The following is a 22,013-nucleotide window of genomic DNA, read 5'->3' as shown; positions in this document are numbered from 1 at the left end:
CGATGACCAAAGAGAAGACCAGCTTTGTTTACGTGACCTACATTCTCTCGACACCCGCAAAGGTGTTCGAGGCCATAACGAAACCGGACGTCGCCAGGCGCTACTGGGGCCACGAGAACGTCTCCGACTGGAACCCCGGTTCGAAATGGGAACATGTCCGCGCCAATGACGAGCGGACCGTCGAACTCGTCGGCAACGTCATCGATGTCTCGCCACCGACCCGTCTCGTCATCAGTTGGGCGAACGCCTCGCAGGCCGCCGATCCGGCAAGCCACAGCAGGGTTACGTTCGATATTGACGAATATGAGGGCATGGTTCGGCTGACCGTCAGCCATGACGAACTCGAAGCCGGCAGCGGGATGGCGAACGGCATCAGCAAGGGCTGGCCGATCGTGCTCTCCAGCCTCAAATCCTTCCTCGAAACCGGCCGCGCCCTCGACGTGTTTGCCAAGCCGAAGGCGGCCTGAAGGGGAATGACAATGACCAAGCGCTATACCGGCGGGTGCGCGTGCGGCGCGATCCGTTATGAAACGAGCAGCACGCCCGTCTTCGAAAACCACTGCCAATGCCGCGATTGCCAGCAGCGAAGCGGCACCGGGCATGGATCATATCTCAGCTTCGCCCGGCAGGCCGATGTCACGGTCACGGGCGAAGCGAAAACCTGGCGGGTAACGGCCGACAGTGGCAACGAAAAGATCCACGCTTTCTGCCCGACCTGTGGCACGCCGGTCTACCTGACATTCGTCGCGATGCCGGAGCTGATCGCGATCCATGCGGCCAGCCTCGACGACCCGGTCCAATTCAAACCGCATGCGGTCACATACGGCATCCGCGCCAATGCCTGGGACACGATGGATGCGTCGTTGCAGACATTCGAGCGAATGCCGCGTTGATGAGGAAGCGGTCCGACCTCGCCTAGTGCGCTGCGGTTTCGACCAGCGGCTGCGAATCCGTGTCGATGCTGACCACCACCGACATGCCGGGCGCCAGCCTGTCGGCCATCGCCTGGCCCGGATCGATGCCGATGCGCACCGGCAGGCGCTGCGCCACCTTGGTGAAGTTGCCGGTGGCGTTGTCGGGCCGCAGCACGCTGAATTCCGAACCCGTCGCCGGGGCAAAGCGCTCGACATGGCCGTCGAGGCGGGCATGACCCAGCGCATCGACAGTGAATGTCACCGGCTGGCCCACCTTCATGCCGCCAAGCTGGGTTTCCTTGAAGTTGGCGACCACCCAGATGCGCTTCGGCACCAGCGCCATCAGCTGCGTGCCAGGCGCCACATACTGCCCGAGCCGGGCGCCGACCTCGCCGAGCCGGCCGTCCTCGGGTGCCACGATGCGCGTGTTCTTGAGATCGATCTCGGCGAGATGCACGGTCGCCTCCGCGCCCGAGACCGCTGCCTCCAATGACTGCCGGCTGACGATGGTCGCCTGCAGGTCCTGCCGCGACACCTCGAGTGCCGCTTCCGCCTGGCTGTGGGCGGCACGTGCCTGCTCGAGCGCGGTGCGCGACTTGTCGGCCTCGCTCAGCGTCGACACGCCGCGCGCCAGCAGCGGTTCGATCCGGCCCCAGCTCGCCAGGGCGTTGTCATAGGCGACCTTGGCCGAAGCCACCTGCGCTTCGGCCGACGTGACGCGCGCCTCGGCCGAGTGCCGCTGCTGCTCGGAATTTGCCAGTGCCGCCTGCTGCGATGCCAGCGTCGCACGCGCCTGTTCCAGCTTCTGGACAAAGATGCGGTCGTCGATCCGGACCAGCAGCTGCCCTGCCTTGACGTCCTGGAAATCCTGCACCGCGACTTCGGCGATCGTGCCCGACAGCTGCGGCGCCAGGATGGTCGGCTGGCCGCGCACATAGGCGTTTTCGGTGATCTCGACCGCGCTCTTGAACGGCGGCAGGTGCCAGACATAGAGGATCAGCGTCAGCCCGGCGATGCCGAGGACGATGGCCAGGATGGTGCTGGCGGACCGGAGGAGGTGAAGGCTTTTCGATAGCATGGCGGTTCACGCGGTGGCTGGGAGTGCAGGGGTGGCTGCCCGGTTGCGGAAAGCCACGATGGCGATGTGGATGAGAAGCAGGACCAGCGACGTCAGCGCGATCATCGTGATCAGCAGGAACGCGTCGTTGTAGGCGAGCACATACGCTTCGCGCGTCGCCTGCTGCGACAAGAGCTGCAGGCCCTCGGCGTTGAGCAAGCCCTTATCGGTGATGACGCGGGAATAGGCGCCGCCGAGCTGGGCCACGCGCTGCGCCACCAGCGGGTCGGTCAGCGCAATGTGCTCGACCAGCACATTGTGGTGGAACTGCTCGCGGCTGGTGACGAAGGTGGTAAACACCGCCGAGCCCAGCAGGCCGCCCAGGCTTTGGGTGGTCAGGAACACGATGATGAAGCTGAGGATGTAGTTCGGGCCTTTCTTCAGCGCCGACATCAGGCCGCTCTTCATCGCCGGCGGCAGGATCAGCGCCCCGGCAAAGGCGATCAGTGCCTGGCTGTAGAACACCTGCTCCGGCCGCGTCAGGTTGGTGGCCCGGCTGTCGAGGAAGGCGCCGACGGCGATCAGGATCAGCGCCGCGATGTGGATGCGCTCCTCCTTGCCGTGCTTCATCAGCGTCGCACAGGTCAGCCCGCCGGCAATCGATGCAACCAGGATCACCCAATAGACCGACCGCGTCTGTTCGTTGCTGAGGCCAAGCGCCTGGAAAAGGCTGGAGGCGCCCAGCGTCTGCTCGGAAAGCACCAGGCGGAACATCAGCAGTACGCCGGTGAAATGCAGGATCGGCGGGCTCGCCAGCCAGCGTATGTCGAGCAGCGGGTTCTTGCGGTTGAGCTCGATGACGGCTGCAATGGTGATGCACACCACCGCCAGCGCCAGAAGCGCCCCGATCCACGGCGCTTCCAGCCACCAGTAGAGCCGCCCGAGCACCAGCACGATCGCCGTCGCGCCGAAGCCTGTGGCGATCAGCAGGTAGCTGATCACGTCAAGCTTCTCGATCACTTTGGCGCGCGGCTGCGGTGCCAGCGGCAAGGCATAGACCAGGGCGAAGGCGATCATCGCCATGCCGAGTTCGAACATGGTCACGGCATGAAAGCCGCCGATGTCGAACAGGGCAGGGGAGATCAGCCGCGCCACCGGCGCGCCGAGCGTGATGCTGGTCAGCGCCAGCGGCAGGCCGACATTCAGCTTTTTCTCCGGCGAGAACGATTCCAGCATGTAGAGGAAGGCGAGCGTCGACATCGGTGCTGCCGCGATGCCGCTCATGAAGCGCACGACCAGCGCCGACTGCAGGTCGGATATGAACAGGTTGAGCACGCAGGCGAGCACGAAGCCGAGTATGCTGAGCTCGGCGAAGTTGCGCAGGCCGTATTGCGTCCTGATCTTGATCAGTGCCAGCGCCAGCGAGACATTCGGCGCCATGTAGGCGGCGACCAGCCACGTCGTCTCGGTCACCGTCGCGCCGATCGAGCCCTGGATCTGCGGGATGTTGGCGGCAACCAGGTTCATGCCAAGCCCCTGCGTCAGCGCCAGCACCACCGAGGCGCAGACATAGGCTGCTGCCATCAGTGGCGGCTTGGGCACGAAGGGAGGCGGTGCGGCGGCCGGTGCCGCAGGCGGCGCGGCAGGCCCCTCGGCCCGCGTCGCCGCATCGGCTTGCCCGGGCTCAGCCGCCTTACCGCGGCCCGCGCCGCTGTCTGGTGCCTGCTGCATCTCTGGTCAGCTCTATTCGCAGGCGGCTTCGCCGATGTTGCGGCTGAGGACGCTCAGCACGCGGGTAGCACTCTCGATATCGGCATCGTCGACGCCGGCCAGCACCCGGTTGCGCAGTTCGGCGACGAAGGCGATCATGCTGTCGGCTTCGCGCCGTGCATTCGGCGTCAGGAAAATGCGCTTGGCGCGCCGGTCGTCGTCGGTGGTGCAGCGCACCACCAGCCCCTTCTTTTCCAGCCCGTCGATAAGGCCCACCAGCGACGGCTGCTCGATATGCATCAGCTCCGCCAATTCGGCTTGCGTCTTGCCTTCGCATTCGGCGATCTGCATCATCAGCCGGGCGCGTGCCAGCGTCAGCCCGCGCTTCTTGACACGGGCGTCGAACATGGTCCGCAGCTTTCGGTTGACCTTCAGCAGTTCGTCGAAAAATGCGCCCTTCAGGCCTTCGTCGCTCATGTCGATCCCCTTTTTATTAGTATGAATATGATTAGCCTCCTATGTAATTAATCCGGAGGCATTTTGCAAGACGTGCCGCCCCCGCCGAGGGCGATGCCGCGCGCTTGCCAAACCGGGCTCGATGTACAACCTAGCCGCAACCGAAACGGCCGAGTCGGCACAGCCTGCCCGGCCGCAAGACGCGGAGGCCGACCTTGCCCATCAAAATGTATGGCATCAAGAACTGCGACACCATCAAGAAGGCCCGGACCTGGCTCGAGGGCCATGGCGTCGCCTACGATTTCCACGACTACAAGGCCTCGGGCATCGACCGCCCAAGCCTGGAGGCTTGGGTCGAGGAGTTCGGCTGGGAGACCGTGCTCAACCGTGCCGGCACCACCTTCAAGAAACTGCCCGACGCCGACAAGCAGGGCCTCGACGCCGAAAGGGCCATTGCCCTGATGCTGGCCCAGCCCTCGATGATCAAGCGCCCGATGCTCGACCTCGGCGGCCGCCGCATCGTTGGCTTTAAGCCCGAGGCCTACGACGCCGCTTTCCCCGGCTGAGGTCCGGTCCCGAACCGGGCCATCGTCGCGGCAACCTCCTCGGCCAACCAGCCTGAAAAATCCCTGACCTTGCGCGGCGGCCGCTCGGCAGCCGACGTCACCAGGTAGTAGCCGAGGCCGCTCGCCACCGTGATGCCGAACGGCGCCACCAGCCGCCCATCGGCCAGCGCGTCGGCCGAAAGCAGCTGCCAGGCCAGCGCCACGCCCTGGCCGGCGATCGCCGCATCGATGCCGAGGATCGGGTCGGTGAAGGAGGGCCCCGCCGGCAGCACCGGATAGGGCGCCAGACCCGCCGCCTCGAACCAGCGCTCCCAACTGATCATCGTGCTCTCGTCCGAAATGACCGGCAGCTGCGCGATATCGGCCGGCGTCCGCAGCTTCGCCGCCAGCGCCGGCGCGCAGACCGGGAACACTTCCTGCGCCAGCAGCAATTCCGCCCGCACGCCGGGCCATTTGCCGTCGCCCATCCGGATCGCCAGATCGACGTCGGAATGGTCGAGGTCGACCAGCCCGGTCGAGGCATCGATCCTCAGCTTCAGCTCGGGAAAGCGCAGGTTGAAGCGGTTGAGCCGCGGCACCAGGAAGCGCGAGGCGAAGGCGGGTGCCACCGACACCACCAACATCTTCGAGCTCGTCTCGTCGGCCAGCGCCACCGCGCGCGACAATTCCTGGAAGCCGGCACTCAGCCGGCGCGTGAACTCCGCGCCGAAGCTGGTCAGCACGAGGCCTGTCCCTCCGCGTCGGAAGATCGCACGGCCGAGCTGCCGTTCGGTGCGCGTGATCTGCTGGCTCACCGCGCTCACCGAGACGCCCAGTTCTTCCGCGGCCTTGACCAGCGAGCCGCAGCGCGCCACGCTCTCCACCGCGCGGAGCCCGTTGAGGTGAACGCGATTGAGTGCCTGACTTGAGATTTTCTAAACTCCGTCTGCGGCATTCTTGATTGAAGACAGAGCATTTGTAGCGAAAATAGCGTGAAAGGACCAACGCTTAGGAGAAGTCCAATGAAGATTTTCTCAAGCATTTCCAAGCTGCTTCAGAGCCAGCGCGACAGCCACGGCATCGACACAGAGCGTTTTCTCGGCTGGCTGCGCGATCCGCTTTCCCACCCCGACATCGAGCGCATGGATGCGCGCGAACTCGGCGACTTGCCGCTTGGCCGCGGCTTCAGGCCGGCCCTGCCGGTGCCGGGCGAGTGCCGCGCCTAGAGCAATGCGAGGGCGTGGCCGAGCACGCCGAGTGCCGCAACAGTGATCGTCAGCACGCTCAGGCCAAAGCCTGTCGCGCGCTGCCATTGCGCCGCCCGCTCATGGGTGAAATGCCAGGCATGGACCGCGCGGCCGAAGGTGAAGGCGCAGCCCAGCACATGGATCGCCACCGCCGGCGCGCTGAGTGCTGCGGCAAAACCCAGCAGCACCAGCATGATAGGAATGTTCTCGATCGCGTTGGCATGGCCGCGCATCGTGCGGTGCAGGCGCGCCACCCCGCCGTCGCCGATCAGCACCATGTGCTTGCGCCTGACCAGCGCCGTCGCCATCGTCAGCCACAGCAGGATCAGGCCGTTGAGCGCGGCGTAGAGCCCTGCTGCCGCATATGCTGACTGGTTCATGTCGTCCCCGGACTGTGTAAATGACCAAACTGTAATATTCCGGTGCGGAAAATCGCCACGATCCGGCGCGCATTGCAACAACCGGCCGCCGCCGGGGATTCCCTTGTGTCGCGAAGTGTGACTTCATGCGGCCAACTGGCAATGCCACCGTCTCCGAAAGGAACCCGGAACCGTGTTCGTATCCTTCTTCCCGCAGCCGAAGCTGTTTTTCACCTCGGCCGCCGTCTGGAGCCTTGCAGCGGTGCTGTTCTGGTTCTTCGGGGGTGAACAATTAGGGGCCATCTTCGGCCTGCCGCCTGCGCCGGCCGGTGTTCCACCGATACTCGGGATCCGGATTTTCTGGTCAGCCCCGTTCCTTTGGTTCTACATTTATTTTGGGTTTTTGGTTGCGGTCTTCTACGCGTTTTGGGCTTGGTACTCGCCGCACCCCTGGCAGCGCTGGTCGATCCTGGGATCGTCGGCGATCCTTTTTTCCACCTACACCTCGGTTCAGCTCTATGTTGCGCTGAACACATGGCGGGGACCGTTTTTCGACCTTTTCCAGAAGGCCATATCGACCGCCGGGTCAGTAACGCCAGGCGAACTTTACGACCTCATCTGGGTCTTTGCCGGAATCGCCCTCTTCTCGGTTTCCCTGTTCGTGGTGACACGCTTTTTCGTCAGTCACTACATCTTCCGGTGGCGTACGGCGATGAACGACTACTACATGGCCAACTGGCCTAAGCTGCGCCATATCGAGGGCGCTTCCCAGCGTGTTCAGGAAGATACGATGCGCTTCTCGACGACGCTTGAGGGCTTGGGTGTTGCCTTCGTCGATTCTGCAATGACGCTGATTGCCTTCTTGCCACTACTGGCCCAACTGTCCACGCACATCACGGCGCTGCCTGTCGTTGGCCAGATACCTTATTCGCTTGTCTTCGCCGCGATCTTCTGGTCGCTCTTTGGCACCATCCTGCTGATGGTCTTTGGCATCAAGCTGCCGGGTCTCGAGTTCAAGAACCAGAGAGTTGAGGCCGCCTATCGCAAGGAACTGGTTTATGGCGAGGATCATGCGGATCGCGCCCAGCCGCCAACCGTGGCCGAATTGTTCGCGAATGTTCGGCGCAATTATTTCAACCTCTATTTCCACTACGCCTATTTCAACGTCATTCGCTCCGGTTACCTTCAGGCGGATGCCATTTTTTCCAGTCTCATTCTCATCCCAACTATCGCTGCGGGCAAGATAACGCTTGGAATCTGGCAGCAGATATCGACGGCCTTTAGTCAGGTCAGTTCTTCATTCCAGTACCTTGTCAGCGCCTGGCCGACGATTGTTGAACTGATCTCGATCTACAAGCGCCTGCGTGCCTTCGAGGCGACGCTGTCGGGCGACGCGTTGCCCGACATTGACCAGCGTTATCTCGAACGCGAAAAGGCCGGCTTGAAGCCGGAAGATCAACCGGTGGCGTGATTGCCTAGCTCCAACGCCGACGACTCCCTCCCCCTTGTGGGGAGGGGTAAGGGGTGGGGGTAAATCACACACGCCGCCGCACCCTGCTTGAGGTCCACTGTCGGCTTAAAGCCAGGCACGCACCCCACCCTCTATCCCTCCCCACAAGGGGGAAGGGGCGTCAACGTCCCGCTTGAAAAAACCAGTCGCCGGGTCACCCGCCGGTCTGCACCGGTGCCTCGTTGCGCCGCGCCACATAGTCGGCATAGCTGATGCATTCGACGTCGGCCTTCACGCACACCTCTCCGGCGAAGCGCTCCAGCGCGCGCCAATAAGCGCCGTCGTTCATCAGCGTGAAGTGGAAGCCGATCTGCAGTGGAATCCGGCCGCCTGCATATTGCGTGTCGAAGGCCTGCCGGAAGGCGCCATAGGCGCGGCTTTCGTATTTCGCCGCCTCGTCAGGCTTGTCGACGCCGCCGGAATGTCGGACGAACAGATTGTAGTCCATCGCGATGATGCGCCGCTCCGACGGGCCCTCGGGTATCAGCGGCAGGGCAAATTCCATCATGCTGCCGTCGAGTTTGGGTTCGTCCGGTCCGCGCGACACGCCGCTGGCGTTGTAGGCAAAGCCCTTGTCGCGCAGCGCGGCCGTCAGCCCCTTGCTGTCGGAGAGGTACGGAGCCCGGAAGCCTTTCACCGAGGCGGTGATTTGCGCCCAGCCCGCCGGCTCGGGCGATATGCCGTTGATCTTGTAGGTGTCGCGCATGATGGTCGAGAAGGCGTCGAACTCCTTGGTCCACTCGGCCTTGCTCCACTTGCCGCCGTCGAAATGACCGCAGGCGTGGCTGGCTATTTCGTTGCCCTCGGCGGCAGCGAGATTGATCTGGCCAAGCCTGTCGGCCACCTCCTGCTTGTTCATGGCAAAACCGACATTCGACCTGCCGGCCGATTTGCCCGGCGCCTGGTACTCGCCGCGTGTCTCGCGCGACAGCAGGAAGACGCAGGAGAGGAAGTAGGTGAAGCGCGCGCCGGTGCGGGCAGCGAGGTTGCGGCTGCGCTGCCACTGGGCGACATCGTGGGCGCCGTCGAACGAGATCAGCACCACTTGCGGCGCCTTGACCTCATCGACCTTGGGGGCAGGGCCGGCGACCGCCGGCAGCGCCACCAGCGACGCGGACAACAGGGCACTGAGGCGGAACGCTTTGGTCATTTCGAACTTCGATGCAATTTCGGGGGCTTGGCGACTTCAGGCGGGTAAGGCCGAAATGTGGCACGGATGCGTTCACGGCGGAATGCGGCATGCAGCGCCGGAAATTCAGCGCAGCGGGTGGGCATGGCTGACGTGGATTGCTTCTCCACGGCCGGTGATTTTTGTTGGGCGCATTGGTTCCTGATTTTCACCGTCGCGATCCTTCCAACCCCCCTCTGGTGCGAAGGATCGCGACGGTGAAGATTTGCTTCGTAAGGCAAGAGCGGCTGTCACCATCTGTCAGCAACCCGCGTGGATGGCCGCTCCCGCTTTTCCACACCCTCTCCACCTCCCGTATGATTCCCCTCGCGATCTTCCACGGGACCCCGGTGCGCACCGGGCAGCGGGGGGAAGCGCCGGTGCCGGGCTGGCAGGAGGTCGGTTCTCCTGCTGGGTGATGAGCCCCCAAGCCCGGGCCTTGCGGCGGCTGGCGGTGAAAGCCGAGGCGACTGAGCGGGGCAAGCAACCGGGCGGGGCGCGAACGTCGCGCCACAAAACTACTATCGGAAGGCACGGCCTCGCGCCCCGCTTCCCGAACTTCACTCGACAATGGCCAGACCGGCAACGGGGCGTGGCGTCTTGGCGCCGCGCGCCAATCCACCTTCTCCCACAAGGGAAGAAGGGGAAGGTGCCCAAACGGACCGCGAAACTCCCTGCCCACCGAATTTCCACCCCGCCCCCTTCCATGGCGGCGAAATTCCGTTAAAACGCAGGCTCAAACGGCCCCGAGGGGGCAAAGGTGGTTGGATAGCATGTCGGACGACAGTTTCTTTCGGGAGGTAAACGAGGAAATTCGCCAGGAGCAGGCGAGGGCCCTGTGGGACCGCTATGGCCCCTTGGCCATTGTCCTTGCCATCCTGGTCGTCATCGGCACGGGCCTGTTCGTCGCCTGGGAATATTGGGTCGAGACCAAGGCCAACCGTTCCGGCGACCAGTTCTCGCAGGCGCTGACGCTCGCCAATACCGGCAAGGCCGACGAGGCGCTCGCCGCCTTCGACGCGCTGGAGAAGGATGGCTACGGCGCCTATCCGCTTCTGGCCAGCATGCGTGCCGCCACCGTCCAGGCCGACAAGGGCGACTTCAAGGCTGCCATCGCCGGCTTCGACGAAGTGGCCGCCGACAGCTCCATCCCGAACGTCATCCGCGACATCGCTCGCCTGCGCGCCGCCATGCTGCTCGTCGACCACGGCTCCTACGCCGACGTGTCGGGCCGCGTCGAGGCGCTGACCAACGACACCAATCCGCTGCGCCATTCCGCCCGCGAGGCCCTCGGCCTCTCCGCCTGGAAGGAAGGCAAGCTCGCTGACGCGCTCAAGCTGTTCGAGCAGATCGCTTCCGATGAAGGCGCACCGCGCAATGCGCGTCAGCGCTCCAACCTCCTGGCCGAACTGATCCGCGGTTCCGGCAACGCGTCGTGATGCGGGCCCGATGGCTTTCAAGATTGCGATAATCGGCCGGCCCAACGTCGGCAAATCCACTCTTTTCAACCGGCTGGTTGGAAAGAAGATCGCCCTTGTCGACGACACGCCCGGCGTGACGCGCGACCGCCGCGTCCATGCGGCCAAGCTCTACGACCTCGTCTTCGACGTCATCGACACCGCTGGTTTCGAGGATGCCGGTGCTGCGACCCTGCAGGGCCGCATGCGGGCGCAGACCGAGATCGCCATCAAGGAAGCTGATCTCATCTTCTTCATGGTCGACGCCAAGGCCGGCCTGACCCCTGACGACCGTACCTTCGTCGAGATCGTTCGCCGCTCCGGCAAGCCGGTGGTGCTCGTTGCCAACAAGTCCGAGGCGCGCGGCGCCCAGGGCGGCGCGCTCGAGGCGTGGGAACTCGGCATCGGCGAGCCGGTGCAGATTTCTGCCGAACACGGCCAGGGCATGCCCGACCTGCGTGACGCCGTCGTCGAGGCGCTCGGCAAGGAAGTCGTGTTCGCCGATGACGAGGACGATGCCGACGACATCGCCGAAAGCGACGTGCTGATCGGCGAGGACATCGCCGATCCCGACGCCGAGGATGTCCACGCCTATGACGAGACCAAGCCGCTGCGCATCGCCGTCGTCGGCCGGCCCAATGCCGGCAAGTCGACGCTGATCAATGCGCTGATCGGCGAGGAGCGCCTGCTCACCGGGCCTGAAGCCGGCATCACCCGAGATTCGATTTCGGTCGACTGGGATTGGCGTGGCCGCAGCATCAAGATGTTTGATACTGCCGGCATGCGCCGCAAGGCCAGGGTGCAGGAAAAGCTCGAAAAGCTGTCGGTTCAGGACGGCCTGCGCGCCATCCGCTTCGCCGAAATCGTCATCATCGTGCTCGATGCGACGATCCCGTTCGAGAAGCAGGACCTGCAGATCGCCGACCTGATCATCCGCGAGGGCAGGGCGCCGGTCATCGCCTTCAACAAGTGGGACCTGATCGACAACCCGCAGGAAGCGCTTGCCGAACTGCGCGAGAAGACCGAGCGGCTGTTGCCCCAGGCGCGCGGCCTGCAGGCGGTGCCGATGTCGGCCGAGACGGGCCGCGGCCTCGACAAGCTGATGGACGCGGTGATGAAGACGCACCGCGTCTGGAACAGCCGCATCTCGACAGGCAAGCTCAACCGCTGGCTTGAAGGCATTCTGGCCCATCATCCGCCGCCCGCCGTCGCCGGCCGCCGGCTCAAAGTCAAATACATCACCCAGGCAAAGACCAGGCCGCCCGGCTTCGTCGTCTCATGCTCGCGCCCCGATGCGATGCCGCAGTCTTACGTGCGCTATCTCGTCAACAACCTGCGCGAAGCCTTCGACATGCCCGGCGTGCCGATCCGCATGGCGCTGCGCACCTCGGACAATCCGTTCGCCGGGCGCGCCAAAAAGAAGAAATGAAGGATCGAGGGGCTCGCATCGCGCGGGCCCTTCGCACATTGCCGCACCCTTGCGCCGTTAACGCTCCATCAAGGTTAATGCATCATTTTCGTCTCCAGTAGGGTGTGTTGCGTCCTGGAGAGTTTCTGTGCATCGACGAGTTGTGAAGGGGCGGTTTGCTGCTGCCCGCGAGGGGAGACGTTCGTTCCTGGCGCCCGCCATTGTCGGGCTCGGAATCTGGCTCGGCTTTCCCACCGTCGCCGCATACCAGGACATGACCAGCCTCGTCTCCGGCCTCGAAGGCCGGAGCACCCGCTGGAGTTCCTATGTCGAGAAAGCTGCGGCCGGTTCGGTCCACGCAGCCGAAATGCCCTTCGTCGACGGCATCGTCACCGGCCCGATCTCGGGGTCGGGCGTCAAGATTGCCGGCGTCGGCACCGTCTCCTTCCGCGGCAAGAAATTCGGCGCATCTGACCTTCCCGACGAGGACCGCATCGTCCGCGTCGACAAGAAGGGCCGCATCATCAATGTCACGCGGGTTGCGCCGCCAAAGAATTTCACCGCAGGTTCGGTATTCGAACGCACCAGCTCATTGCTTCGCCCCGCACTCGACAGCAGCCTCAAGATGACCTTCGCCAAGCCCGACATCAGGGGCAAGGAAGTCGAGATCGCCGCGGCCTTCCACGCCAAGGAAACCAAGCGGCAGGCTTCCGGCGTGCCGGCGATGCTGGCGTCGCTGGTCAACAACGACAAACCGGACATCCTCGCCACTGCCTACGCACCGGCAGAGCCCGATTATGCCAAGGCTTCGCCTTTCGAGGCACTGCTGCGCGACGAGGACGAGGCGAGCGGCCGCTTCATTCCGCCGATGGGCAAGGGCGACCACCGCTGGCTGCAGAACCCGCTGCCGGCCAGCGTCTTCTCCAAGGCCGAGCAGGCCTGCCTCGCCAACGGCATCTACTTCGAGGCGCGCGGCGAATCGGTGCGCGGCCAGGCGGCAGTCGCCCAGGTCATCCTCAACCGCGTGCGCAACCCTGCCTATCCCGGCAGCATCTGCGGCGTCGTCTATCAGAACGACGGCTGGTTCAATCGCTGCCAGTTCTCGTTCGCCTGCGACGGCATCAAGGACCGCGTCGCCAGCCCATCGCACTACAAGACCGCCCAGGATGTCGCCATGGCCGTCACCGCCGGCAAGATATTCATCCCGGAAGTCGGCTCGTCCACCCACTACTACGCCAACTACGTCAATCCGGGCTGGGCTCGCGGCATGAAGAAGATGACCAAGATCGGCCTGCATATCTTCTATCGCACCTATGGCGGCGGCTGGAGCTGACGTGTCCGTGCCGGGCTCGTGGAGTCGGGCCGGAAGGTGGATTGTTGCGGGATTCGGCTGCTGATCGCCGGACGGAGTCGCGGGCAGGATGTCGCACTTCGCCAACCCAATGATTTTCTTATATAAAATACTTGGTTAGATGGGCGCCCCCGTGGCTTGACGGGCAGGGGCCCTCTAACTATGTTGCCGGCGACTTTGAAGCGGACGAACGGATACGCTCGGACCGGGCGGGAGTTTGCGATGGCCAAGCCACCAGGGCCAGGCGAAACTGGAAACGACCGGCCTGAAAATCGAGCCGAAAACGACATTCGCGACGATGAACTCGAGCGCCGCCGGCGACAGCTTGAAGCAACACTTGCGACAAGACGCCAGGCCGAGCGCGACGGGGAAAAGAGTATAGGGTCGAGTGGCGTGACCGGCTACGGCCAGGCGCTCAAGCTGTCCAGCGAGTTCATCGCCGGGATCGCAGTGGGTGTCGGCATCGGCTGGATCATCGATCGGACGGCAGGCACGTCGCCCTGGGGGTTGATCGTGTTTTTGCTGCTCGGCTTCGGCGCCGGTGTGCTCAATGTCCTGCGTTCGGCGGGAATGGTTACAGAAGCCGGTGTCAGGTCTGCCGACAAGCAGTCGGACGGACCGGAAAAGAAATAGCGGCGCTGCAAGGCGCAATTTAGGCGAAGGGGGGCCAGCGTGGCCAACGATCCAATTCATCAGTTTCAGATCTCGAAATTGATTCCGATCGAGATCGGCGGCCTCGACTTCTCCTTCACCAATTCGGCTGCATTCATGGTTGCCACCGTGGTCGCCGCAGGCGCCTTCCTGTTCCTGACGACGTCGAGCCGTGGCCTTGTGCCAAGCCGCATGCAGTCGGTTTCGGAGATGTCCTACGAGTTCGTCGCCTCCATGCTTCGAGACGCCGCGGGTTCGCAGGGCATGCGGTTCTTCCCGATGGTGTTTTCGCTGTTCATGTTCGTGCTCGTCGCCAACCTGATCGGCCTGTTCCCCTACTTCTTCACCGTCACCAGCCATCTCATCGTCACCTTCGCGCTGGCGCTGCTGGTCATCGGTACGGTCATTGTCTACGGCTTCATGAAGCACGGTTTCGGCTTCCTGAAGCTGTTCGTGCCGCAGGGCGTGCCGGGCATCCTGGTGCCGCTGGTCGTGCTGATCGAAGTGATCTCGTTCCTGTCGCGTCCGATCAGCCTGTCGGTTCGTCTGTTCGCCAACATGCTGGCCGGCCACATCACGCTCAAGGTTTTTGCCGGGTTCGTCACCTCGCTCAGCGCATTCGGCGCTGTCGGCGTCGTCGGCTCGATCCTGCCGCTGTTCATGACGGTCGCGATCACCGGCCTGGAAGTCCTGGTCGCGTTCCTGCAGGCCTACGTGTTTGCGGTTCTGACCTGCATGTATCTCAACGACGCCCTGCATCCGGGCCACTGAGCAAGAGTTCGTCGGCGGCTCGCCGCCGGTCGGGAAATCGCAACTAAGTTTCGATCCACAAGGAGTTGGACAATGGAAGTAGACGCAGCAAAGGCAATCGGCGCAGGCATCGCGACCCTCGGCATGGGTGGCGCGGGCATCGGCCTGGGCACCATTTTCGGTAGCTACCTGTCGGGCGCCCTGCGCAACCCGTCGGCAGCCGACGGCCAGTTCGGCCGCCTGATTTTCGGCTTCGCCGTGACCGAAGCTCTGGGCATCTTCTCGCTCCTCATCGCTCTGCTGCTCCTCTTCGCATAAGAGCAGCGCAGGCGAGTTGACCGGCCGCAAGTTGCGGCCGGTAGATGACAGGGGAAAGAGATGTTTGTCACGCCGGGTTATGCCGAGGAAGTCGCGCCTGCGGCTGGGGAAGCTCAAACCGATGCCGGTACTGCAGCGCACACGGAAACGGGTGCGGAGCATGGCGGCGGCGGGTTGTTTCCGCCTTTCGATTCGTCGACCTATCCGTCGCAGCTGTTGTGGCTCGCGATCACTTTCGGCCTGTTCTATCTTTTCCTGAAGAACGTCGTGCTGCCGCGTCTCGGCGGTATCCTCGAGGTGCGTCGCGATCGCATCGCCGGGGATCTCGACCAGGCTGCCCGGATGAAATCCGAGGCGGATGCGGCTGTTGCCGCATACGAGCAGGAGCTTGCCGAGGCGAAGGCCAGGGCAAACGCCATCGGCCAGGACGCACGCGACGCGGCCAAGGCGGAAGCCGAAGCCAAGCGCAAGGAAGTCGAAGCCGGGCTGGACCAGAAGCTCAGCGCTGCCGAGACCCGCATTGCTACCATCAAGGCCAACGCCATGAAGGAAGTGGGCTCCATTGCCGAGGACACCGCAGCTGCGATCGTCCAGGCTCTGGGTGCGGGCAAGGTCGACAAGGCCGACATCGCCGCCGCCGTCAAGGCAGCGGGCAAGTAGGAGAGGGGCCATGGACGCAACATTCTGGGCCACAGTCGCTCTCGTTATTTTTGTCGGGGTTGTCCTGTACCTGAAGGTGCCGGGCATGCTGTCGAAGTCGCTCGACGACCGCGCCGACCGCATTCGTGCCGAACTCGAAGATGCACGCAAGCTGCGCGAAGAAGCCCAGCAGCTGCTCGCCGAGTATCAGCGCAAGCGCAAGGAAGCGGAGAAGGAAGCCTCCGAGATCGTCGAATCGGCGAAGCGTGAAGCAGGCCTTCTTGCTGAAGAAGCGCACAAGAAGACCGAGGAATACGTTGCGCGCCGGACCGCGCTTGCCGAGCAGAAGATCGGCCAGGCGGAGCGCGAGGCGATCAACGAAGTCCGCGCCAATGCAGTCGACCTCGCGGTCGAAGCGGCCCGCCAGGTTCTGGCCGGCAAGGCTGACGCGAAGACTAATGCCGAGCTGTTCAAGGGTTCGGTTCAGGAACTGAAGGCCAAGCTCAACTAATTGGAGCGCGCCGAAAGCACTGAAGAAAGCCGCTGGAATTTCCGGCGGCTTTTTTGTTTTCAGGAAGCGCGTCCCTCATGGGATAGACGCACAGTCGTTCGGGCTCTAGTCCCTGAACGGGGCGAAGGATACGCGATGGATGCGCAGTGCCGCTCCATGCTCGACGATGGCTGCCCGATGGCGGGCAGTCGCATAGCCCATATGCACTTCGAAGCCATAGCGATTGTCGTTCGAGCCACAGGCCGACATCATCCGGTCGCGCGTCACCTTGGCGACGATCGAGGCGGCGGCAATGGACTGCGATCGCTGGTCGCCCTTGACCAGGGCGCGGCAGGTGCAGGCGAGGCCGGGCGGCACGTCGCGGCCGTCGGCGAGGGCCGATCTGGCGGTCACAGGCAGGCCCGCCATCGCGCGGCGCATCGCTTCCAGGCTGGCCTTGCGGATGTCGCTGCGGTCGATGCTGTCGGCGGAGACCGAGGCCACGGCGACGCCCAGCGCCTTGCGCAGGACCTCGTCGAACAATGCCTCGCGCTGGGCGGAGGTCAGCCGCTTGGAATCGTCGAGGCCGCCGGGGATGTTATCAGGATCGAGCACGACGGCTGCGGCTACCACGGGTCCGGCAAGCGGTCCGCGCCCGGCCTCGTCGAGGCCGGCGCATGGCCACAGGCCTCCCGAGATCGCTTTCGTTTCGAAGGCGAAGTCGGGCTTGTCGATGAACTCGAAGAGGGGCGGAGAATCGGAACGCGGGCGAGCCATAGTGCGGCGATGCTCGCATCGGCTCCGATTCTCCGCAAGACCTTCCCGGCCGATTGGGGCGGCGGCCCGGGAAGGTACCGTCGGCTGGCCACGGGGAGAGGCCGGACGGGATCTCGTGCAGCGGGCCAGGCTGGCCCGCGCAATCGTCAGAGCAGCGTCAGCTGCAACTGATCCTTGGGCGCCGCTTCGAACAGGTCGGTCCTGAGCGGCGTCCGTACGGAGTTGAGGCCCAGGCGCTGGGCGGCGATCTCGAAGCGGCGGCCGATCTGCCATGCATAGGGGCCCTTGCCCTTCATGCGCTTGCCCCACTCGGAATCGTAGTCCTTGCCGTCGCGCATCGAGCGGACCAGCGACAGCACATGGCGGTAGCTGTCGGGGTAATGGCGCAGCAGCCAGTCCTTGAAGATAGGGCTGACCTCGAGCGGCAGGCGCAGGATGACGTAGCCGGCGCCGGTCGCACCGGCGGCCTTTGCGGAATCGAGGATGCGCTCGATCTCCTGGTCGGTGAGTCCGGGAATGATCGGTGCCACCATGACCGAGACAGGAACGCCGGCATCCGACAGTTGCCGGATCGCCTCAAGCCGCTTGGTCGGTGTTGCCGCACGCGGCTCCATGGTGCGGGCCAGCATGCGGTCGAGCGTTGTGACCGACAGCGCCACCTTGGCCAGGCCTTTCTCGGCCATACGGCTCAGGATATCGATGTCTCTGACAACCATCGCCGACTTGGTGACGATGCCGACAGGGTGATTGCGCGCTTCCAGGACTTCGAGGACCTCGCGCATGATGCGCCAGTGCTTTTCGATCGGCTGATAGGGGTCGGTGTTGGTGCCGATGGCGATCGTGCGCGGCTGGTAGCCGTCCTTCGACAGCTCGCGGTCGAGCAGCCGCGCAGCATCGGGCTTGGCGAACAGCTTGGACTCGAAGTCGAGCCCGGCAGAGAGACCCATATAGCTGTGCGTCGGCCTGGCGAAGCAATAGACGCAGCCATGCTCGCAGCCGCGATAGGGATTGATCGAGCGGTCGAAGGAAATGTCGGGCGATTCGTTGCGCGTGATGATGGTGCGCGGCTTCTCGACCTGCACTTCGGTCTTGAACGGCGGCAGCTCCTCGATGGTGCTCCAGCCGTCGTCGAAGACCTGGCGGCTGACCGGTTCGTAGCGACCGGAAGGATTGACGCCGGCACCGCGGCCGCGCCTGCGCTCATGATTGATGCGCAGGCCGCTTTCCTCGATCATGGCATTGGCCATCCCGGCTCCGCCGCCCTTGAAGGCAGCAATATCGGCACGCGCAATGGGTTCCATTTCACTGTCTCCCGAAGGGAAAGGCGCCGTCCGTCGATTCGTCCAGCATGAAACTATTCCTATTTCCGAAATGAGAACAAAGCAAGAACTTTGTCGGCCTGGCTGCAAAACTGGCGCTCCGGCCGGCTTTCGGATATGCGGCTAGGGATGTTGAGCGTTCTGATCGAAACCAAAGACGATGAGGAGGGGCTGGCGCGCACGCTGGCCTCGCTGGTCGGCGCCGCCGTAGAGGGCGTGGTGCGCGAGGTGATCGTCTGCGACCTCGGTTCGGCCGACCAGACGCACTATGTCGCCGAGCATGCCGGCTGCGCCTATTTGGCCAGCGGCGGCATCAAGGACGGCATCGCGCAGGCCAGGAGCGACTGGCTGCTGCTGATCGAGCCCGGTGCCCGCTTGGCCGAAGGCTGGACCGAAGATGCGGTGCGCCACGTCGGCCGGCTGACGATGGCCGCGCGCTTCACGCGGTCAAGGTCAAGCAACCGGCCGTTCTGGGCGCGTGCGACCTCACGACCTCGGGCGCTGGAGCAGGGGCTTATCATCACCAGGAAGCAGGCGGCGGTGCAGGCGCGCAACGGCGCCGACGCCGAAGGCATTGCCCGCGGGCTTGCGGTGAAGACTCTCGACGCCGAAATAGTGGTTTCTCAGAAGATCAAATGATGCCTCCCGCGGTAGCCCGTGACCGCTGCTCTACGGAATCCCAACTGTTCCGTGTCGCCCCATCGACCCAAGCTCCCAGGCGAGAATCAGCAGGTCTTTTCGCGCATCCCTCCCGTTTGGGAACTGTAGGCGATCCCCCGAAAAGGTAACGTTCCGAAGTTCTTGGGACTGGTGGGCTGTCTCATGTTTTTCAGTGACGTTGGCGATGAGGCACAGCAGGCGCTGTGGAGGCTGTGCGTCAGTTGCTTTCATTGTGCGTATTGAAGATTGGCAGTGACCTATCGGTTTCAAACGAGAATGCGAAAAATAAGCCAATCTTGATTTCAAGGTGTGCCACCATGTCTTCGCAGTTTGGAAGGTTGGCAATTTTGACCTTGGCGGCCAGGCGGGATACTATGCGAGAAAGGCCGCCTCGAAATCTGCCGGAGAAGAACTCGAGCAATTTCCGTCTGTTACTGCAGGCTTGTTACGCAAGCGCCAAGGCGTTGGTACGCAAGCCGCGGGTTGCAGACGCGGTGGGTTGCGTGTCCGGTGAGCGAAAAGGTCTTTCAGGACTTGCGCAAGGATCGGCTGGCGCATCCGACGATTGAACAAATGCTGCGTGTCGCTCCCTGGCGCAGGCGTATCCTGTGCCGGGTTGACCATGCAGGCCTTCGCCGGAGGGGGCGGCGAAAGGCATGATGGCAAAGCGGAATCTGGATGGCTTCCTGGATCGCCTCTATGAGGCGGCGCTCGATGCATCGTGCTGGCCCGCTGCGCTCGCCGAAGCGGTTGACCTGTTCGAATCCCGCAGTGCGCAGATCGGTCACTTGAGCCTTGTCGACCAGCGGCTGTCGTTCGTCATCAGCCACGGCTACGACATCACCCCGGAGCGGATCAGGAGCTACGAGGAACTGATGGGCGAGGACCCTCGTCTTGCTCCGTTTGTCGCGCGGCCCTTCGTACCCATGCACTGCCGCATGATCGTCAGCGACGAAGCTTTCCATGCGAGCCGCCTTTACCGGGAGGTGCTGGCGCCGGACGGCATCGAATACACCCTTGGCGTCAATCTGATCGAGGAAGAACAGTCGACGTCGTTTTTCATGATGCTGCGGGGGCCCGACAGGCCGCGCTTCGGCGAGGTGGAATGCGAGATCCTGCGCGAGTTGGTTCCGCATCTTCGGCGGGTCATCAAGCTGCATACGCGCTTCGCCGAAATCGATCTCGACCGGTTGGTGGCGCAAGAGGCGCTCGACAGGCTGCCGCTCGGTGTCGCTGTCGTCAGGGCGAATGCCAGAATTGTCTCGCTCAATCGCATCGCACGCGATCTTGCGATGGCCGGAGATGGATTCTCCATCTTCGCCGGCATGCTGGTGGCCGAACGCCACCCCGATACGCAACGCCTGCAGGCGGCGATTGCGACAGCGGCACGCGGCGATACCAGGCGGTCCCAGGCGCTTACCCTGCGACGGGACAAGGGAGAGCCGCTGCGGCTCCTCGTCTGTCCCTTGTCGGCCAATCGGGTCGGCCAGTCGATTGCCTTGCCCCCGAGCGATCTGGTCATGGTCTTCATCAGCGACCCCGAACAACTCGTGGATGCGCAGTCGGAGCAGCTGCAGCATATGTTTGGCCTGACACGGTCTGAGGCAAGGTTGCTCGAACTACTGGTCGCTGGAGCTACGCTGAAGGTGGCGGCGGGCCGGCTCGACCTGACGCATGAAAGCGCGCGCCAGTATCTCAAGAGCATGTTCGTCAAGACTGGCTCGCACCGGCAAAGCGACCTGATCAGGAAGGTGCTGTCTTCGCCGGTATGGATGCAGCAATGATACCGAAAAGGTTCAGGCGGTCTTGATGCCGCCGCGCCTGAGATGCTCGTCGAGACGCGGCATGATCTCCACGAAATTGCACGGCATGTGGCGGTAGTCGAGCTGCGCCTTGAGGATGCCGTCCCAGGCGTCGCGGCAAGCGCCGGGCGAGCCCGGCAGCACGAAGACGAAGGTGGCGTTGAGCACGCCCCCCGTGGCGCGTGACTGGATCGTCGACGTGCCGATCTTGTCGTAGGAGATGCGGTGGAACACCTCCGAGAAGCCGTCCATGCGCTTCTCGAAGATCGGCTCCAGCGCGTCGGGCGTGACGTCGCGGCCGGTGAAGCCGGTGCCGCCGGTGGTGATGACCACGTCGATCTCGGGATCGAGCGACCAGGCGGTGACGCGGTCACGGATCTTGTCCTTGTCGTCGGTGACGATGTCGCGCGCCTTGAGCACGTGGCCGGCCTCGGTGATGCGGTCGGCCAGCGTCTGGCCCGACTTGTCCTCGGCAAGCGTGCGGCTGTCGGAAACGGTGAGCACCGCGATGCGGACAGGGACGAAGGGGCGGGGTTCGCTTGCCATTCTTGGGCTCCTAGGTCCGTGTCATGGTGGCGGTGCTGAACCAGCCGGGGTGTTCGCTTGAGATCGCGGTGGCGGCACGCGAAGCGGCGGCGGCACTGTCGAAGATGCCGAAGCAGGTCGCGCCGGAGCCCGACATGCGGGCGAAGGCAGTACCCGAGCGGCGAAGTGCCGCCAGAACCTCGGCGATGGACGGTTCGATCGACATCGCAGCACCTTCCAGGTCGTTGCGGGTCGCGCCGAGCCAGTCGAGCACCGTGTCGGCGCTGTCGAGCGGCGCAAGGGCGGGGTTGTCGCGCGAGGCCAGCGCGCGGAACACCTTGGGCGTCTCCACCGCGACGCCGGGATTGACCAGCACCATCGGCAGGGCCGGGAAGTGCCTGACTGGATCGAGCTCCTCGCCGATGCCCCGGGCGATCAGCGGGTGCCCGGCGATGCACATCGGCAGGTCGGCGCCGAGCGGCAGGGCGAGGCGGGCCAGTGCGGCGGCGTCGGCCGGGATGCGCCAGAGGCGGGTAAGCGCCCGCAACGTCGCTGCCGCATCGCTCGAACCGCCGCCGATGCCGGAAGCGACCGGCAGGTGCTTTTCGAGCGTGATCGAAACCGGCTGGGTCGCATGGGCGGGATAAGCCCCACGCAGGGCGTCGCGGGCACGCAGCACGAGGTTGCCGGCATCGCGCGGAACGCTACCGGCGAAGGGACCGGCGACGAAGAAGCTGTCTTCGCCCGAAGCCGTCACGGTGATACGGTCGCCGAACTCGGCGAACACGACGAGCGTTTCAAGCAGGTGGTAGCCGTCGGCGCGCCGGCCGGTGACATGCAGCGCGAGATTGATCTTGGCCGGGGCGAGTTCGGCGAGCGGAACGCTGTTGAAGGTCACGA

25 protein-coding genes are annotated in these 22,013 nt (G+C 64.1%); 15 read left to right on the top strand and 10 right to left on the bottom strand.

Annotation, left to right across the window (positions count from 1 at the left end):
• Positions 1 to 2 precede the first annotated feature (2 nt).
• Both CO731_RS23230 and CO731_RS23225 read left to right on the top strand, forming a co-directional pair.
• Positions 3 to 467: an SRPBCC family protein gene (locus CO731_RS23230; protein WP_108609012.1), complete on the top strand. Its 465-nt coding sequence runs from the start codon at positions 3 to 5 to the stop codon at positions 465 to 467.
• A 12-nt stretch (positions 468 to 479) separates the two neighbouring features.
• Entirely contained in the window at positions 480 to 893 is a 414-nt protein-coding gene (locus CO731_RS23225) for a GFA family protein (RefSeq protein ID WP_108609011.1), read from the top strand.
• A gap of 22 nt (positions 894 to 915) precedes the next feature.
• Here the strand turns inward: CO731_RS23225 and CO731_RS23220 are convergent, their stop codons facing one another.
• The 3 genes from CO731_RS23220 to CO731_RS23210 form a co-directional block, all read right to left on the bottom strand.
• Positions 916 to 1,992 (bottom strand): HlyD family secretion protein, encoded by a 1,077-nt coding sequence (locus CO731_RS23220; protein ID WP_108609010.1) that lies wholly within the window; start codon positions 1,990 to 1,992, stop codon positions 916 to 918.
• 6 nt (positions 1,993 to 1,998) lie between these two features.
• Positions 1,999 to 3,555 (bottom strand): MFS transporter, encoded by a 1,557-nt coding sequence (locus CO731_RS23215; protein ID WP_199914653.1) that lies wholly within the window; start codon positions 3,553 to 3,555, stop codon positions 1,999 to 2,001.
• Positions 3,556 to 3,714: 159 nt separating this feature from the next.
• Positions 3,715 to 4,158, bottom strand: a complete 444-nt coding sequence (locus CO731_RS23210) for a MarR family transcriptional regulator (protein WP_108609008.1) — start codon at positions 4,156 to 4,158, stop codon at positions 3,715 to 3,717.
• Positions 4,159 to 4,352: 194 nt separating this feature from the next.
• Between CO731_RS23210 and CO731_RS23205 the strand changes: the two genes are divergently transcribed.
• Positions 4,353 to 4,703, top strand: a complete 351-nt coding sequence (locus CO731_RS23205; protein WP_199914507.1) for an ArsC family reductase — start codon at positions 4,353 to 4,355, stop codon at positions 4,701 to 4,703.
• Here the strand turns inward: CO731_RS23205 and CO731_RS23200 are convergent.
• Complete coding sequence (locus CO731_RS23200) at positions 4,679 to 5,614, bottom strand: LysR substrate-binding domain-containing protein (RefSeq protein WP_108609006.1); 936 nt, start codon at positions 5,612 to 5,614, stop codon at positions 4,679 to 4,681. The two genes, CO731_RS23205 and CO731_RS23200, sit on opposite strands and share 25 nt — an antisense overlap.
• 90 nt (positions 5,615 to 5,704) lie before the next feature.
• Here CO731_RS23200 and CO731_RS23195 point away from each other — a divergent pair, with 90 nt between their 5' ends.
• On the top strand, positions 5,705 to 5,908 hold the full coding sequence (locus CO731_RS23195; RefSeq protein ID WP_108609005.1) for a hypothetical protein: 204 nt from the start codon (positions 5,705 to 5,707) through the stop codon (positions 5,906 to 5,908).
• On the opposite strand, the gene CO731_RS23190 is transcribed toward CO731_RS23195, so the two are convergent.
• On the bottom strand, positions 5,905 to 6,309 hold the full coding sequence (locus CO731_RS23190) for an MAPEG family protein (protein WP_108609004.1): 405 nt from the start codon (positions 6,307 to 6,309) through the stop codon (positions 5,905 to 5,907). The genes CO731_RS23195 and CO731_RS23190 overlap by 4 nt on opposite strands.
• A 172-nt stretch (positions 6,310 to 6,481) precedes the next feature.
• On the opposite strand from CO731_RS23190, the gene sbmA reads away from it, so the two are divergent.
• Positions 6,482 to 7,759 carry a peptide antibiotic transporter SbmA gene (sbmA, locus tag CO731_RS23185; protein ID WP_108609003.1) on the top strand — a complete coding sequence of 426 codons (1,278 nt, stop codon included), beginning with the start codon at positions 6,482 to 6,484 and terminating at the stop codon, positions 7,757 to 7,759.
• Between the two features lie 193 nt (positions 7,760 to 7,952).
• Here sbmA and CO731_RS23180 read toward each other — a convergent pair whose 3' ends face one another.
• A complete protein-coding gene (locus CO731_RS23180; protein WP_108609002.1) occupies positions 7,953 to 8,948 on the bottom strand; it encodes a polysaccharide deacetylase in 996 nt (331 codons plus the stop codon).
• Positions 8,949 to 9,739: 791 nt separating this feature from the next.
• Between CO731_RS23180 and CO731_RS23175 the strand changes: the two genes are divergently transcribed.
• The 8 genes from CO731_RS23175 to CO731_RS23140 all read left to right on the top strand — a co-directional run bounded on the left by CO731_RS23175 (position 9,740) and on the right by CO731_RS23140 (position 16,051).
• Positions 9,740 to 10,405: a tetratricopeptide repeat protein gene (locus CO731_RS23175; protein WP_108609001.1), complete on the top strand. Its 666-nt coding sequence runs from the start codon at positions 9,740 to 9,742 to the stop codon at positions 10,403 to 10,405.
• Positions 10,406 to 10,415: 10 nt separating this feature from the next.
• Positions 10,416 to 11,852 (top strand): ribosome biogenesis GTPase Der, encoded by a 1,437-nt coding sequence (gene der, locus CO731_RS23170; RefSeq protein WP_108609000.1) that lies wholly within the window; start codon positions 10,416 to 10,418, stop codon positions 11,850 to 11,852.
• A 127-nt stretch (positions 11,853 to 11,979) separates the two neighbouring features.
• Positions 11,980 to 13,164: a cell wall hydrolase gene (locus CO731_RS23165; protein WP_108608999.1), complete on the top strand. Its 1,185-nt coding sequence runs from the start codon at positions 11,980 to 11,982 to the stop codon at positions 13,162 to 13,164.
• Between the two features lie 240 nt (positions 13,165 to 13,404).
• A complete protein-coding gene (locus CO731_RS23160; RefSeq protein WP_108608998.1) occupies positions 13,405 to 13,815 on the top strand; it encodes an AtpZ/AtpI family protein in 411 nt (136 codons plus the stop codon).
• 39 nt (positions 13,816 to 13,854) lie between these two features.
• Entirely contained in the window at positions 13,855 to 14,604 is a 750-nt protein-coding gene (locus CO731_RS23155) for a F0F1 ATP synthase subunit A (protein ID WP_108608997.1), read from the top strand.
• Positions 14,605 to 14,676: 72 nt separating this feature from the next.
• Positions 14,677 to 14,901, top strand: coding sequence for a F0F1 ATP synthase subunit C (locus tag CO731_RS23150; RefSeq protein WP_055978221.1), 225 nt, complete (start codon positions 14,677 to 14,679; stop codon positions 14,899 to 14,901).
• A gap of 60 nt (positions 14,902 to 14,961) precedes the next feature.
• On the top strand, positions 14,962 to 15,561 hold the full coding sequence (locus tag CO731_RS23145) for a F0F1 ATP synthase subunit B (RefSeq protein ID WP_108608996.1): 600 nt from the start codon (positions 14,962 to 14,964) through the stop codon (positions 15,559 to 15,561).
• Between the two features lie 10 nt (positions 15,562 to 15,571).
• Positions 15,572 to 16,051 (top strand): F0F1 ATP synthase subunit B, encoded by a 480-nt coding sequence (locus CO731_RS23140; RefSeq protein WP_055978225.1) that lies wholly within the window; start codon positions 15,572 to 15,574, stop codon positions 16,049 to 16,051.
• A 105-nt stretch (positions 16,052 to 16,156) separates the two neighbouring features.
• Here CO731_RS23140 and CO731_RS23135 read toward each other — a convergent pair whose 3' ends face one another.
• Positions 16,157 to 16,807, bottom strand: coding sequence for a ribonuclease HII (locus CO731_RS23135; protein ID WP_108608995.1), 651 nt, complete (start codon positions 16,805 to 16,807; stop codon positions 16,157 to 16,159).
• Between the two features lie 146 nt (positions 16,808 to 16,953).
• Positions 16,954 to 18,108 carry a PA0069 family radical SAM protein gene (locus CO731_RS23130; RefSeq protein WP_108608994.1) on the bottom strand — a complete coding sequence of 385 codons (1,155 nt, stop codon included), beginning with the start codon at positions 18,106 to 18,108 and terminating at the stop codon, positions 16,954 to 16,956.
• Between the two features lie 147 nt (positions 18,109 to 18,255).
• Between CO731_RS23130 and CO731_RS23125 the strand changes: the two genes are divergently transcribed.
• The gene (locus CO731_RS23125; RefSeq protein ID WP_108610012.1) at positions 18,256 to 18,765 is read left to right on the top strand and encodes a glycosyltransferase; all 510 of its coding nucleotides are present in this window, start codon (positions 18,256 to 18,258) and stop codon (positions 18,763 to 18,765) included.
• Positions 18,766 to 19,445: 680 nt separating this feature from the next.
• The gene (locus tag CO731_RS23120) at positions 19,446 to 20,570 is read left to right on the top strand and encodes a hypothetical protein (protein ID WP_159091688.1); all 1,125 of its coding nucleotides are present in this window, start codon (positions 19,446 to 19,448) and stop codon (positions 20,568 to 20,570) included.
• A gap of 12 nt (positions 20,571 to 20,582) precedes the next feature.
• Here the strand turns inward: CO731_RS23120 and moaB are convergent, their stop codons facing one another.
• Together moaB and CO731_RS23110 are read right to left on the bottom strand one after the other, a co-directional pair.
• A complete protein-coding gene (moaB, locus tag CO731_RS23115; RefSeq protein ID WP_108608992.1) occupies positions 20,583 to 21,134 on the bottom strand; it encodes a molybdenum cofactor biosynthesis protein B in 552 nt (183 codons plus the stop codon).
• 10 nt (positions 21,135 to 21,144) lie between these two features.
• On the bottom strand, positions 21,145 to 22,011 hold the full coding sequence (locus tag CO731_RS23110) for a 4-(cytidine 5'-diphospho)-2-C-methyl-D-erythritol kinase (RefSeq protein ID WP_108608991.1): 867 nt from the start codon (positions 22,009 to 22,011) through the stop codon (positions 21,145 to 21,147).
• Between the last annotated feature and the right edge of the window lie 2 nt (positions 22,012 to 22,013).

The sequence above is a fragment of the Aminobacter sp. MSH1 genome (genome assembly GCF_003071665.1).
Lineage (GTDB): Bacteria > Pseudomonadota > Alphaproteobacteria > Rhizobiales > Rhizobiaceae > Aminobacter > Aminobacter niigataensis.
The sequence above is the reverse complement of the archived record's forward strand: the minus strand, read 5'-3'. Positions and strand labels throughout refer to the sequence as shown.